At 68.2% G+C, this 14227-nt stretch carries 8 protein-coding genes; 1 reads left to right on the top strand and 7 read right to left on the bottom strand.

All coding sequences use genetic code 11. The features are described 5' to 3' along the window. Nucleotides 1-43 precede the first annotated feature (43 nt). Nucleotides 44-1555: a hypothetical protein gene (locus KBY90_RS08820; RefSeq protein ID WP_254968202.1), complete on the top strand. Its 1512-nt coding sequence runs from the start codon at nucleotides 44-46 to the stop codon at nucleotides 1553-1555. Here the strand turns inward: KBY90_RS08820 and KBY90_RS08815 are convergent, their stop codons facing one another. The 7 genes from KBY90_RS08815 to KBY90_RS08785 all read right to left on the bottom strand — a co-directional run bounded on the left by KBY90_RS08815 (nucleotide 1556) and on the right by KBY90_RS08785 (nucleotide 14185). Beyond that, the gene (locus KBY90_RS08815) at nucleotides 1556-2476 is read right to left on the bottom strand and encodes a hypothetical protein (RefSeq protein ID WP_254968201.1); all 921 of its coding nucleotides are present in this window, start codon (nucleotides 2474-2476) and stop codon (nucleotides 1556-1558) included. Further along, nucleotides 2473-3588, bottom strand: coding sequence for a 23S rRNA (adenine(2503)-C(2))-methyltransferase RlmN (gene rlmN, locus KBY90_RS08810; protein WP_396122558.1), 1116 nt, complete (start codon nucleotides 3586-3588; stop codon nucleotides 2473-2475). Before rlmN ends, KBY90_RS08815 begins: the two co-directional genes overlap by 4 nt. Then, the gene (locus tag KBY90_RS08805; protein ID WP_254968200.1) at nucleotides 3585-3755 is read right to left on the bottom strand and encodes a high light inducible protein; all 171 of its coding nucleotides are present in this window, start codon (nucleotides 3753-3755) and stop codon (nucleotides 3585-3587) included. Before KBY90_RS08805 ends, rlmN begins: the two co-directional genes overlap by 4 nt. Continuing rightward, nucleotides 3748-7794, bottom strand: coding sequence for a DNA-directed RNA polymerase subunit beta' (locus KBY90_RS08800; RefSeq protein ID WP_254968199.1), 4047 nt, complete (start codon nucleotides 7792-7794; stop codon nucleotides 3748-3750). The genes KBY90_RS08805 and KBY90_RS08800 overlap by 8 nt, the downstream gene beginning before the upstream one ends. 47 nt (nucleotides 7795-7841) lie before the next feature. Then, a complete protein-coding gene (locus KBY90_RS08795) occupies nucleotides 7842-9746 on the bottom strand; it encodes a DNA-directed RNA polymerase subunit gamma (RefSeq protein ID WP_254968198.1) in 1905 nt (634 codons plus the stop codon). 88 nt (nucleotides 9747-9834) lie between these two features. Beyond that, nucleotides 9835-13125: a DNA-directed RNA polymerase subunit beta gene (gene rpoB / locus KBY90_RS08790; protein ID WP_254968197.1), complete on the bottom strand. Its 3291-nt coding sequence runs from the start codon at nucleotides 13123-13125 to the stop codon at nucleotides 9835-9837. 196 nt (nucleotides 13126-13321) lie between these two features. After that, nucleotides 13322-14185 carry a TatD family hydrolase gene (locus KBY90_RS08785; protein WP_261353194.1) on the bottom strand — a complete coding sequence of 288 codons (864 nt, stop codon included), beginning with the start codon at nucleotides 14183-14185 and terminating at the stop codon, nucleotides 13322-13324. Nucleotides 14186-14227 lie beyond the last annotated feature (42 nt).

Here is a 14227-nt window from a genome sequence, read left to right as displayed (position 1 = left end):
CTGACGCAGCGCTGCCGCTGCACCGCCCTCCTCAGCAGACCCCATGCAGAACAGCTTCTTTGCCGACTCCCTGGATCAGGACACGGTGAAGCGGCGGATCCTGGAGCTGGAGCGGGGCCGGGTGGGCTTCTACAGCATCGGCCTCTACCCGGCCTCGATGGCCTACAACAGCGCCATGCACGGTGGGGCCGACCGGCTGAGGATGGCCGCCCGGCCCGGCCGCTCCCTGTTCGGGGCCTTCTCCGAGCGCGACCGCCAGGGGATGGACCCGGCCCACGTGGCGACCATGGAACGCATGGCCTGGCACCGGGTGGAGGGCCGGCCGCGGCCCCACAGCCTGGCCTCGCTGATCGAGGACTGCGATCTGGTGCTGCTCAGCGCCAACAGCAACCACATCGAACAGGATCTGCAGGAGGCCTGCGACCTGCGCCGTGAGCTGGGCCGGGAGCAGGTGGTGCTGGCCTGTCTGGCGGGCTCCTTCAGCCACGACCCGCTCAGCAACGACTCCTACGTGCTCTGCGAGCGGCAGCCGAATCTGGCCTTCTTCTCCGGCTTCCACCGCCACGACGCCCTGCGCGATCCGGTGGACAGCTTCACCGCCAACTTCTGCCATCCCAACGCCATCACCGCCCTGCTCGGCGCGCGGCTGCTGGATCGCATCTCGCCGAACATCCAGGTGTCACCGGGAGTGCACAACGTGGAGGCCCAGTACATCAAGGCCGCCAAGAACATCTCCTCAATCTTCGCCGGCTTCGGTTACACATATCACGCCGAAAACACCGGCATCCTGCCCACCCTGCTCACGCTGCTGCTCGACCAGTGCCTCGATCAGGCCTCGTCTGTGTCGATGCGGCGCCGCGACCGCCAGCGGCTCTACGGCCGCCAGCCCTTCCCGCTCACCGAACTGGGCTACGGGGTGCAGCGCATCGAAGCCGCCCTCAACCGCGGCGGCGACATGGAGAAGGTGCGCGACCACACGTTCACCCAGCTCACGGCGATGGTGGCCGACGTGCGCGGCAGCATGATGCTGCCGGTGGTGGGCAAGCCCACCCGCAATTTCCAGGCCGGGCGGGTGCTGGCCGAGGGCATGCGGCGGCTGGGCCGCTGCCCGCAGGATGTGGAGGAATTCGAGCGCTGGTGCGAGCTGGGCGGGCTCCACAAGGGTGGGCTGGAGGGCCTCAAGGCCCTGCGCTACTGGCCCCAGATCCTGCGCAACTACGGCATCCAGGTGCACGACGCCTCGATGGTGAACCTGCTCTACATGGCGATCTTCGGCAAGCGCGACACCAAGGCGATCGCCTTCCGGGTGATGACCGAGAGCCGCGAACTCTCCAACTACTGCCAGGAATCGGTGCGCCCCTCCCACAGCCGCCGCTATTCCGAGGCCCTGCAGAACCTCGATCGCCCCGGCGCCCTCGAGCTGCTGGCCAATGCCGTGGTGGCCGACAACGCCCGCCGGGCCATCCCCGATGACAGCGGCAGCGACGAGAGCGAGAGCAGCGAGGAGATCCCGGCCTACCTCAAGGCCATGAACGTGATCGAGAACGTGTGGTGATCAGCTCTGATGGCGCCGGCGGATGGCGTCCTCCGCGAACTCCTCGCTGTGGGCATGGCCGCTGCGATCCCGCACCCCGAGCCACACCAGCAGCTGGCGGCGCAGGCGGCGCAGGGGCACGCCGATGCGCCGGTGCCAGCGGATCCAGCGGGGCCGGTAGCGATCGAGATCCGCCGGGCCCAGGCCGCACTGCTGCGGTCGCAGGCGGATCCAGTGCTTCATCAGGTGGTAGGTGTCACCGCTGCGCAGCAGCTTGAACAGCGGCCGGCCCAGAGCCCGCCAGGGCTGACGCCGGGCCAGGGCGAAGGACACCTGGAAGTCGATCAGCCAGGGCAGGCCGTCGGGACCCACGAGCACGTTCTCCATCTTGTGCAGGTCCACATAGGCCAGGCCGCGCGCGTGCATCTGCTCCAGCAGCTCCCGCAGAGCCGGAAAGAAGCGGTCATCAAGGTGGGAGCGGCGTGACAGCGGTTCGCCGTCCACGAAGTCATGGGCCACGGCATGGCACAGCAGCCGGCCCTCCGTCGTGATGCGGTGATGGGGCCTGGGCACCCGGCCGGTGGCTGCCAGCGACTCCAGAAACCAGGCTTCCCGCCGGGCCAGCAGCGGCCCCAGCCAGGCCAGCGGCAGACCGAACACCGCCGCCTGACGGTTGAACTTGCATACCAGGGCCGGAGCCGGAGCGGCAGCGGGATCCTGGAACGGGGCGGCGGCGGTAGTGGTGGCGGTCCGCTGAGCGATCCGGTAGAGGGCCGTGGCGGCCCAGGAATCGTGCTTGAACACCCGCTCCAGCCGCCAGCTGCGGCCCTCCACCTCGATCAGCACCGGCGGCTCCTGCCGCCCCAGGGCCCGCAGGAACGGGGGGCGGGGGCGCACCGGGCGCGGCGCCCGCGGCAGCGGCAGCGGCAGCGGGTGGGTCAAGACCGGCCGGCCGGGGCCGGCTCCAGGCTGGCTTCCAGGCGCCGGCGCAGCTGGCCGCAGGCGGCATCGGCGTCCAGGCCTCGACTGGCGCGCACGCTCACGGCAATGCGGCACTGCTGAAGGGCGTGGCGGAAGGCCTCCACCGCCGCCGGGGTGGGGCGCTTGAACTCCTCCTCGGCGATCGGGTTGTAGGGGATCAGGTTCACATGGCTCTGGAAGCCGCGGATCAGCCGCGCCAGGGCCTCGGCATGGCGCGGCTGGTCGTTGAGGCCGCCCAGGAGGATGTACTCGAAGCTCACCCGCCGGCCGGTGATCGCCACATAGCGGCGGCAATCGGCCAGCAGCTCGCCGATGGGATAGGCGTGGGCGGTGGGGATCAGCTCCTCGCGCAGGCGCTGATCGGGGGCATGGAGACTCACCGCCAGGGTGAACTGGGCCCGCCCGAGGCGCTCCAGGGCCAGCTCAGCCAGCCGGGGCAGCGTCTGCGGCACCCCGACGGTGCTCACCGTGATCTGGCGCTGGGCCATGCCCAGGTCGGTGCAGAGGCAGTCGATCGCCGCCAGCACGGCCTCGCTGTTGAGCAGGGGCTCGCCCATGCCCATGAACACCACATGGCTGGGACGGGCGTCCATGGCCTCGCGCACGCTCAGCACCTGGTCGACGATCTCGTGCACCGCCAGCGAGCGCTGCAGACCCCCCTTGCCGGTGGCGCAGAAGCGGCAGGCCATCGGGCAGCCCACCTGGCTGCTGACGCACACCGTGAGCCGGCCCTCGGCGGGAATGCCCACGGTTTCGATCGTGTGGCCGTCGGCGGTGGCCAGCAGCAGCTTGGTGGTGCCATCGCGGGCGACGCTGCGGTGCACCTCCCGGGAGCGGCCGATCCAGTCGGCGGCGCCTGTCGGCGGAGCGGCGGCCAGCTGCTGGCGCCAGGCCCTGGGCAGCACCGTGATCTGGTCCAGGCTGCGGGCCCCTTTGGCATACAGCCAGTCGTGCAGTTGGCGACCGCGGAAGGCGGGCTGGCCCTGCAGCTCCGCCCACGTCTCCAGTTGCTGGCGGCCCAGGCCCAGCAGGGGACGGCTGAGCACAGCGGCCGCCGGCTCGGACGTCGTCACCACACCAGCAGCCCGTGGCCGAGCTTCCATTCCACCGCCACCAGGGCGATGAAGCCGAGCATGGCCAGGCGGCCGTTGAGCCGCTCGGTGTGGGTGTGGAAGCCGAAGCGGGGCAGGCGCCGCTGGGGAATGGGCGTCCCCAGCTCGGTGAGGACGGGCTCAGTCATCGGTGAGCAGACCCTCCTCCTGCAGGCCCTCGAGGGCGGCCGGATCGGCGATCAGCTCCTCCTCCAGGCCCTCCTCCACGCTGGGGCGGGTGAAGGCGGCCAGGTTGCTGCTGCTGGCCTCGATGCCATGGCGGCTGCGGGTGGCCTCGAGATCCGCATCGGAGGGATCGTCGAGCACGGCGGTGGAGGCGGCCGGTGTGGGCATCTCCACGGTGTAGTCGGGCCGCAGGTTCTGCATGCGCCGGTAGCCCATGCCGTCCTCCTCGAGGATGTCGGGATGGGGGCCGGCCTCGGCGCGCAGCTCCTCCTCGAAGCCGCTGAAGCCGGTGCCCGCGGGGATCAGGCGACCGATGATCACGTTCTCCTTGAGACCCCGCAGCCAGTCGCTCTTGCCCTCGATGGCGGCTTCGGTGAGCACGCGGGTGGTCTCCTGGAAGGAGGCCGCCGAGATGAAGCTGTCGGTGTTGAGCGAGGCCTTGGTGATGCCCAGCAGCACCGGCGTGAACTCGGCCGGAGCACCGCCGGTGATCGCCATGGCGCTGTTCACCTGCTCCACCTGACGCAACTCGATCAGCTCGCCCGGCAGCAGGGTGGTGTCACCGGCGTCCTCCACCCGCACCTTGCTGGTCATCTGACGCACGATCACCTCGATGTGCTTGTCGTCGATCGACACGCCCTGGCTCTTGTAGACGTTCTGCACCTCCTGCACCATGCGGAACTGGAGCTTGGAGATCGCCTCCTGGGCCGCCTCGAGGGTGGGCTTGCGGCTGCGCAGATCCTCGAAATAGCACTCCAGCAGCTCGTGGGGATTGATCGGGCCGTCCGTGAGCAGATCACCGGCCTTCACCTGCTGGCTGTCGCTCACCATCACGGTGCGGCCCAGCAGGATCGGATACTCGCCGATGGCGTCATCGGCCTCGATCACCGTGACGGTGATCGAGTCGTCGTCCTCGCCCTGCTTGATCTCCACCGTGCCGCCCCGGCGGCAGAGCACGGCCGAGTCGCGGGGACGCCGCGCCTCCAGCAGTTCCTCGATGCGGGGCAGACCCTGCACGATGTCGCCGGTCTTCTGGCGCTCGAACACCAGCAGGGCCAGACCGTCACCGCGCTGCACCAGCTCGCCGTCGCGCACGTGCAGCACCGAATCGGGCGACACCATGTAGGGCCGGCCGAGGCGGATGGTGACGGTGTCGCCGTCGATGGCCTCCACCTGGCCGCAGCAGGGAGCCGGCACGCCATCGGCGAGGGGATCGCCTTCCACCAGCCGCTGGTCCACGCTCACCAGGGGCTGGGCGGAACCCAGGGACACCCGGCGCGTGTCGCCCTCGCGCTCCACGATCAGCCGGCGCACGGGCTCGGCCTCGTCCACCTCCGGCACCTGCACCACACCGTCCTCCTTGCAGAGGATCTGGGTGGTGGCCACCACATCGCCCCTCTTCACGGAGTCGCCATCGGCCACCTGCAGGTCGGTGTGGGTGGAGCCATGGCTGGCGTCGGAGAGGGTGTCGCGGCGCACGAGCAGCGACTCCAGGATCGTCAGCTGCAGCCGTTCGATCGTCTTGGCGCGCTTGTCCGGCACCACCTCCACGTCCACCGTCATCTGAGGGGTGGTGTCGACGGTCTCCAGGCTCAGCTGGGTGCGCAGCAGTTCCACCCCCTCCACGCTCTTGATCAGCTCGCCGTCCTTGAAGGCCAGCCGCTGGGTGGCCTTGAGCCCCAGCGAGGGCCCGCCGGGCTGCTTCACGGTGCCGAGTTCAGGCAGGTGGGCCTGATCGGGAATGGTGTACTCCTCCACCGGCCGCAGCAGCAGGGCGCCGCCGTCGCGGGTGTCGACCGCCTCCACGAAGGCCATCGCCTCGGCCTTGAGGCCCTTGGCGATCTCCTCGCCCGGCATCACCAGCTTGCCTTCGCCGTACTTGGCGAGGGTCTTGCTGTCGCTCGTGAGGTGCAGGGTGCCCGAGCGCACGATGATCTCGCGCAGGATGTCGTTCTTCTGGGTGACCGTGACGATGCCGGCGGTCTGGCTGAAGATGTCCTTCACCACCTCGGTGCCGGCCTCGATCCACTGGCCGTCCTCGATCATCAGCAGGGAGATGTCCTTGTTGATCTCGTGGGTCTCCTGCGGGATCCAGAGCAGGGTGCCGCCCTTGCTCACCTCGTAGCCGTGCTTGGCGCTGCGCGCCCGCTTGATGGTGAGCCCCGGGGCGAACTTCACCAGACCACCGGTCTGGGTGCGGAAGCGGTCATCGGCCAGTTCGGCGATCACCTCACCGGTGCCGATCTTGCTGCCGGGAATGGTGTTGAGGCGGTAGCGGGTGCCCTCCTTGCCCTCCAGATGCCAGCTCTCACCGGTATGGCTGGATTCGCCCACCAGCTTGAGGTCCTTGAGGGTGAGGCTGGCGGTGACGATCTGCACCTCACGGGAGTCGCCGGCGCTCTCGCGCAGGCGCACGGCCCCGCCGTACTCGCTCACCAGCCGGCTCTCGGCCAGCACATCACCGGATTTGACGGGCTTGTTGCCCTCCACCACCGGCAGGGCATTGGGGGGCAGGTTGTACACATCCCCCGAGAACACCCACAGCCGGCCCAGGCGGGTGGCCTTGTGGGTGATGTTGCCCTGGCGGTCGGTGACCTCCTTGGGCTGGATCACGCTCTCGTAGCGCACCTGGCCGGCCAGGTCGCAGATCACGTCCTTGGTGGCCTTCTCGACGCTCTTCTTCACGGCGGCGCCGGACGAGATCTGGGCCAGGATCGTGTCGCCGGCAACGGTCTCCCCGTCGGCAACGAACAGGATCGAGCCGGGGGTGATGTCCAGCTTCTGCACCTTGCCCCGGCCGCTCGGCTTGAGGGTGAGGGTGAAGTCGGTCTCGGCCATCTGGGCATCGACAACGTGGGTGGTGCGGAAGGGGCGTACCCGGGCCGTGGCCCCGAACTCCACGCTGCCGCCGGCGTGGGAGCGCACCACACCGGTCTCGGCCGTGGACACACCACCGGTGTGGAACGTGCGCATGGTGAGCTGGGTGCCGGGCTCCCCGATCGACTGGGCGGCGACGATGCCCACGGCCTCGCCCAGATCCACCAGTTCGTTGTGGGCCAGGGCCCAGCCGTAGCAGCGGCGGCACACCGAGCGGGAGGCCTCGCAGGTGAGCGGCGAGCGCACCTTGACGGTCCTCACGCCGGCGGCCTCGATGCGGCGGCTCACCGGGGCGTCGATCTCGCCGTTGCGGTCGACGATGACGGTGCCATTGGCATCGAGCACCGGCTCGGCGGCCAGGCGGCCGATCAGCTTGCTGGCGAAGCGGCCGCGCTCATCGGCGTCGATCGGGATGCTGCGGGTGGTGCCGCAGTCCTCCTCGCGCACGATCACGTCCTGGGCCACGTCCACCAGACGGCGGGTGAGGTAGCCCGAGTCGGCGGTGCGCAGGGCGGTGTCCACCAGACCCTTGCGGGCGCCGTAGGAGGAGATCACGTATTCCGTGACGGTGAGCCCCTCACGGAAGTTGGTGCGGATCGGCAGGTCGATGATTTCGCCCTGGGGATTGGCCATCAGGCCCCGCATCCCCACCAGCTGCCGCACCTGGGACATGTTGCCCCGGGCGCCGGAGTTGGCCATCATCCACACCGAATTGAGCGGATCGTTCTCGTTGAAGTTGCGGCGCACCGCCATCACGAGACGCTCGTTGGTTTCGGTCCAGGTGTCGATCACCTTGGTGTGGCGCTCCACCTCGGTGATCTCCCCGAGCCGGTAGCGCTCCTCGGTGGCGGTGATCTGCTCCTCAGCCTCCTCCAGCAGCGCGGCCTTGTCGCCGGGGATGCGCAGGTCGTCCACCGAGATCGACACGGCGGCCTGGGTGGCGTAGTGGAAACCCAGGTTCTTGAGCTCATCGGCCATGGAGGCCGTGGCGGCGGTGCCGTGGTGCTTGTAGGCCCAGGCCACCAAGTTGCGCAGGGCCTTCTTGTCGATCACCCGGTTGCGGAAGGGGGGCGCCTGGCGGGAAAGGGCACCGGCGTTGGCGGGATTGACGGGGGTGGCGGTCATGGCTGCGGGCGAACGGGACAAGACAGAAGAGAAGGGCTGGTCGGACTTCAGGTGGCAGCCACCGCGTCAATGATGGTGTGGTTGATGACCACGCGGCCCACGGTGGTGAGCAGGTAGCGGCTGATCAGGGCGCCGTCCTCGTCGAAGCGATCGCGGCGGTAGAGCCACTGCTCGATGCGGGTGCCGTCGCTGAGAGTCTCCCGGCTCTGGGGTTCGTGCTCCTCGTCGTCGCATTCCACCTCGCCGTTGAAGCGCACCCAGATCCAGTCGTGGAGGGTGAGGTGCTTCTCCTCGAAGGCGGCGATCACGTCCTCGAGACCGGCAAAGGTGCGGGCCCGGTCCCCGAAGGCCGGCTTCGCCGTTCCCGGCTGTTCCGCCGTGAGGTAGTAGGCGCCCAGCACCATGTCCTGCGACGGGGTGATGATCGGCTCGCCGGTGGCCGGCGAAAGGATGTTGTTGCTGGCCAGCATCAGCATGCGCGCCTCGGTCTGGGCCTCGATCGCCAGGGGCACGTGCACGGCCATCTGGTCACCGTCGAAGTCCGCGTTGAAGGCGGGACACACCAGCGGATGCAGCTGGATGGCGCGGCCGTCCACCAGCTTGGGTTCGAAGGCCTGGATGCCGAGGCGGTGCAGCGTGGGGGCGCGGTTGAGCAGGATCGGATGCCCTTCGATCACCTCCTGCAGCACCTGCATCACCTCATCGTCGGCGCGCTGAATGAGTTTTTTGGCGGCCTTGATGTTGTTGACGATGTTCTGGCGGATCAGGCGATGGATCACGAACGGCTGGAACAGCTCGATCGCCATCTCCTTGGGCAGGCCGCACTGGTGCATCTTCAGCTTCGGACCCACCACGATCACGGAACGGCCGGAGTAGTCGACCCGCTTGCCGAGCAGGTTCTGACGGAAGCGACCCTGCTTGCCCTCGATGATGTCGCTGAGCGACTTGAGCGCCCGGTTGTTGGCGCCCACCACGGTGCGGCCGCGGCGGCCGTTGTCGATCAGGGCGTCGACGGCCTCCTGCAGCATGCGCTTCTCGTTGCGCACGATAATCTCGGGGGCGAGGATCTCCTGCAGCCGCGCCAGGCGGTTGTTGCGGTTGATCACCCGCCGGTAGAGATCGTTGAGATCGCTGGTGGCGAAACGGCCGCCATCGAGCTGCACCATCGGCCGCAGATCCGGCGGAATCACCGGGATGACATCCAGCACCATCCACTCGGGCCGGGCGCTGGTGGCGATGAAGTTGTCGATCACGCGCAGGCGCTTGATCAGCTTGGCCCGCTTCTGGCCCTTGCTGGCGGCGATCTCCTCGCGCAGCTGCTCGGCGGTCTCACTGAGATCGAGATCCTCCAGCAGCTGCTTGAGCGCCTCGGCGCCGATGCCCACCACCGGCTCGTTCTCGATGGTGGAGTCTTCGGCATAGATCTCATCCTCGATCTCCAGCCACTCATCCTCTGTGAGCAGCTGCTTGTAGGTGAGGGACTGGTGATCGCCGGCATCCAGCACCACGTAGCAGTTGAAGTAGACGATCTGCTCCACATCCCGCAGGGGCATGTCCAGCAGGATCGCCACATAGCTGGGGATGCCCTTGAGGTACCACACATGGCTCACCGGTGCGGCCAGCTTGATGAAGCCCATGCGATGGCGGCGCACCCGGCTCTCGGTGACCTCCACGCCGCAGCGCTCGCAGACGATGCCGCGGTGACGCACCCGCTTGTACTTGCCGCAGTGGCATTCCCAGTCCTTGGCAGGGCCGAAGATCCGCTCACAGAACAGGCCGTCCATCTCCGGCTTGAGCGTGCGGTAGTTGATCGTCTCCGGCTTCGTCACCTCACCCACCACCTGGCCGTTGGGCAGCGTGCGCTGGCCCCACTGCATGATCCGCTCGGGCGAGGCGAGCGTGATCTTCACGTAGTCGAAGTGATTCTCGGTGCGGAGATTGCTGTTGGACATGGCGGCAGGCGCGGCGGTGAGGAGTGGAGCGGAGAAGACTCAGCGGCCGGGGGCGGGATCGGCATCCCGCCGGCGGTGCGATCCGGAATCAGTCGTCGTCGTAGTCCGCGACGCCGAGGGATTCGTAGGTGGGGCGGCTGGGGGTGCTGCGACGGGGGTTCACGTCCTGCATCAGATCCACTTCCTCGCCTTCATCGGTGTAGACGGCGATGTCGAGGCCGAGCGACTGCAGCTCGCGCATCAGCACCTTGAACGACTCGGGGGTGCCGGGCCGCGGGATCGGCTTGCCCTTGACGATGGCATTGAGGGCCTCGTTGCGGCCCTGCATGTCGTCGGACTTGACGGTGAGCAGCTCCTGCAGGGTGTAGGCGGCGCCGTAGGCCTCCAGGGCCCACACCTCCATCTCGCCCAGACGCTGGCCGCCCTGCTGGGCCTTGCCGCCCAGGGGCTGCTGGGTCACCAGGGAGTAGGGGCCGGTGGAGCGGGCGTGGATCTTGTCATCCACCAGGTGCACCAGCTTGAGGATGTGGGCGTAACCCACGGTCACGGGCTGATCGAAGGGTTCGCCGGTGCGGCCGTCGATCAGCTGGATCTTGCCGGGGTTCTCGGGGTCGTAGACCCAGTCCTTGCCCGGCTGGCCGGCGGCCTCCTCGAGGAAGGTCTGCACCGTCTGCTTCGACTTCTCGGCACCGTGCATCTCATCGAAGGGCACCACCTTCACGCGGCAGCCCAGGTGGGAGCTGGCCCAGCCCATCAGGCACTCGAACACCTGGCCCACGTTCATCCGGCTCGGCACACCGAGAGGGTTGAGGACGATGTCGATCGGCGTGCCGTCGGGCAGGTAGGGCATGTCCTCCCGGGGAAGGATGCGGCTGATGATGCCCTTGTTGCCGTGGCGGCCGGCCATCTTGTCGCCCACCTGGATCTTCAGGCGCTTGGCCACGTAGACCCGCACCACCATGTTGGCGCCGGGCGGCAGCTCGTCGCCCTGCTCGCGGGTGTAGATGCGCACGTCCACCACCCGGCCGCGCTCGGTGCCGGGCACCCGCAGGGAGTTGTCGCGCACATCGCGGGCCTTTTCGCCGAAGATCGCCCGCAGCAGCTTCTCCTCGGGCGGCTGGTCGGATTCGCCCTTGGGCGTCACCTTGCCCACCAGGATGTCGCCGCTCTCCACGAAGGCACCGATGCGGATGATGCCCATCTCATCGAGGTTGCCCAGGCTCTCCTCGGCGACGTTGGGGATCTCGCGGGTGATCTCCTCGGGCCCGAGCTTGGTCTGGCGGGCTTCGATCTCGTACTTCTCGATGTGCACCGAGGTGTAGAGATCATCCGTCACCAGACGCTCACTCACCAGGATGGCGTCCTCGTAGTTGTAGCCCTCCCAGGGCATGTAGGCGATCAGCACGTTCTGACCGAGGGCGATCTCACCGCCCTCGCAGGCCGATCCATCCGCCAGCACCTGGCCGGGGATCACGCGGTCGCCCTGCTTGACGATCGGGCGCTGGTTCAGGCAGGTGTCCTGGTTGGAGCGCTGGTACTTCTGCAGGTAGTGGGTGTGATCGACGCCGTCGTCGTCGCGGATCACGATCGCCGTGGCATCCACGAAGGTGACCGTGCCGGCGACCCGGGTCACGGGCACCATGCCGGAGTCGCGCGCCACCTGGGTCTCCAGACCGGTGCCCACCAGCGGCCGCTCCGGGCGCAGCAGCGGCACCGCCTGGCGCTGCATGTTCGAGCCCATCAGGGCCCGGTTGGCGTCGTCGTGCTCCAGGAACGGAATCAGCGAGGTGGCCACCGAGATCACCTGCACCGGTGAGAGCTGCACGTAATCCACCTGCTCGGGCGGCACCTTCTCGAAGTCCTGGCGGTAGCGCACCGGCACGAGCTCGGCGGTGATGCGGCCTTCGGCGTCGGTGGGCACGTCACCGGGAGCGACCCTGCACTCGTCCTCCAGGTCGGCCGAGAGGTAGATCGGATCACCCTGCTTGAGCACGATGCCGTTCTCCACCTTCCAGAACGGCGTCTCGATGAAGCCGTACTCGTTCACCCTGGCGTGGGTGGCGAGCGAACCGATCAGACCGGCGTTGGGGCCTTCCGGCGTCTCGATCGGGCAGATGCGGCCGTAGTGGGAGGGATGGATGTCGCGCACGGCGAAGCCGGCCCGTTCGCGGGTGAGGCCGCCGGGCCCGAGGGCGCTGATGCGGCGCTTGTGGGTGAGCTCGGCCAGGGGGTTGGTCTGGTCCATGAACTGGCTCAGCTGGCTGGAGCCGAAGAACTCCTTGATCGCCGCCACCAGGGGCTTGGGGTTCACCAGCTGGGCCGGGGTGAGCGATTCGGTTTCGCCCACGGTCATCCGCTCTTTGATGATCCGCTCCAGCCGGTTGAGCCCCACGCGCACCTGGTTCTGCAGGAGTTCGCCCACCGAGCGGACGCGGCGGTTGCCCAGGTGGTCGATGTCGTCGAGGCTGGCCCCGCCCACATCGAGCTCCAGGTTGATCAGGTAATCGATGGTGCTGAGCACGTCCTCGGGTGTGAGGGTGCGCACCGCGTCGGGGATGGTGAGACGCAGCTTCTTGTTGATCTTGTAGCGGCCCACCCGGCCGAGGTCGTAGCGCTTGGGATCGAAGAAACGGCTGTGCAGCAGGCTCTGGCCGCCGCTCACCGACGGCGGCTCGCCCGGACGCAGCTTCTTGTAGAGCTCCAGCAGGGCCTGGTCCTCCGAGGAGATGCCCTCCTCATTGGCCGCCTCGATCGATTTGTGGTAGTACTCAGGGTGACGCAGCTTGTCGAGCACGTCGTTGTCCGACAGGCCGATGGCCCGCATCAGCACGTGGGCGTTGATCTTGCGGGTCTTGTCGACCCGCACGTGCAGCAGGTCGTTCTTGTCGGTCTCGAACTTCAGCCAGGCGCCCCGGTTGGGGATCAGGCTGGCGTTGAAGGTCTTGCGGCCGTTCTTGTCCTGCTCGTCCTTGAAATAGACGCCCGGCGAACGCACGATCTGATTCACGATCACGCGCTCGGCGCCGTTGATGATGAACGTGCCGCGCTCGGTCATCAACGGCAGCTCGCCGATGAACACCTCCTGCTCCTTGATCTCACCGGTCTCCTTGTTGACCAGGCGGCAGGTCACATACATCTGCGAGGCGAAGGTGGCGTCGCGACGCTTCGCCTCCTCCACATCGTGGCGGGGCCGCTTCAGGCGGTACTCACTGCCGATGAAGTGCAGCTCGAGCTTGCCGGTGTAGTCGGTGATCGGCGAGAAGCTCTCCAGCTCCTCGATCAGGCCCTTCTCCAGGAACCACTTGAAGCTCGCCCGCTGCACCTCCACCAGATCGGGCAGGTAAGTGGCGGTCTTGGCGACCTGGATCGCGCTGCTCATGCGGTGAACCTGCAGGAACGGATGGAGGAGACTGGCCTGTCGGCCTGACAGCAGGGAAGGGAGAGGGACGCCGATGCCCACGCGAATAGCCGCTCCCGGCGCGGGAGCGGCTGCCGGCAGGCGCCCTCAGGGAACTCGCTTCAAGGCTGCAGGCTTCGACAACAAGGAGCGGATTCGCTTCCAGGCCAATGGATCATCATACATTGTGAAGGTCGAGTCGGAACAGCCGTGCCGCATTGGCGCTGCTGGTACGCGCCACCGTCTCGATGGACTCGCCGCGCAGGTCAGCGACCCGGGCGGCCACCGCCGCCACGTAGGCGGGTTCGTTGCGCTTGCCGCGGCGGGGCACCGGGGCCAGGAAGGGGCAGTCGGTCTCCACCAGGTAGCGATCCGCCGGCACCTGGCGGGCACAGGCATGGGTGGCGTCGGCCTTGGGGAAGGTGACGACCCCGCTGAAGCTGATGTACAGCCCCAGCTCCAGAAAGCCCTCCATCTCGTCGGGAGTGCCGCCCCAGCAGTGCATCACCCCCCGGGGGCAGCAGCCACGCCCGGCCCGCTCGCGCAGCTCGGCCAGCATCGGCGCGGCCGCATCGCGGCAGTGGATGATCACCGGCAGATCGAGCTGCCAGGCCAGGTCCAGCTGGGGACGCAGCGTGGCCAGCTGCTCCTCCAGGTTCGTCTGGCGGTAGAGGTCGAGGCCCAGTTCGCCGATGGCCACCACCCGTGGATCGGCTTCGGCGGCCTCGCGCAGCACCCGCGCGGTGTCCGGGGCCCAGTGGCGGGTGTCCAGGGGATGCACCCCCACCGAGTAGCGCAACTCGGGGAAACGATCGGCCAGAGCCCGGATCGCCGGAATCTCCGAGGGCTCCACGCAGGCATGGACCAGGGCCCTCACGCCGGCGTCACGCCAGCGCTGGGCGACGGCATCGAGATCCGCGTCGAAATTGCGGAACACGATATGGCAATGGGAATCGACCAGAGGCTGAGACACCCCAGAGGCTTCGACCGGCGGGGCCTCGACCGAAGCCGGGGCGGCGACGCTGGAGCTGGGCGGAGTCATGGCGCAGACCGGCGGGCCGGGGCGGACGACGCCATGGTGGCG

The organism is Cyanobium sp. CH-040 (assembly GCF_024346135.1).
Taxonomy (GTDB): Bacteria; Cyanobacteriota; Cyanobacteriia; order PCC-6307; family Cyanobiaceae; genus NIES-981.
Note: the sequence above shows the minus strand (reverse complement) of the source record. Positions and strands in the feature narration are given on the sequence as shown.

Excerpts from the sequence above, each read along its gene's own strand:
- KBY90_RS08820 (WP_254968202.1), top strand. The coding sequence starts at position 44 with ATGCAGAACAGCTTCTTTGCCGACTCCCTGGATCAGGACACGGTGAAG.
- KBY90_RS08805 (WP_254968200.1), bottom strand. The coding sequence starts at position 3,755 with ATGACTGAGCCCGTCCTCACCGAGCTGGGGACGCCCATTCCCCAGCGG.
- KBY90_RS08800 (WP_254968199.1), bottom strand. The coding sequence starts at position 7,794 with ATGACCGCCACCCCCGTCAATCCCGCCAACGCCGGTGCCCTTTCCCGC.
- KBY90_RS08795 (WP_254968198.1), bottom strand. The coding sequence starts at position 9,746 with ATGTCCAACAGCAATCTCCGCACCGAGAATCACTTCGACTACGTGAAG.
- rpoB (WP_254968197.1), bottom strand. The coding sequence starts at position 13,125 with ATGAGCAGCGCGATCCAGGTCGCCAAGACCGCCACTTACCTGCCCGAT.
- KBY90_RS08785 (WP_261353194.1), bottom strand. The coding sequence starts at position 14,185 with ATGACTCCGCCCAGCTCCAGCGTCGCCGCCCCGGCTTCGGTCGAGGCC.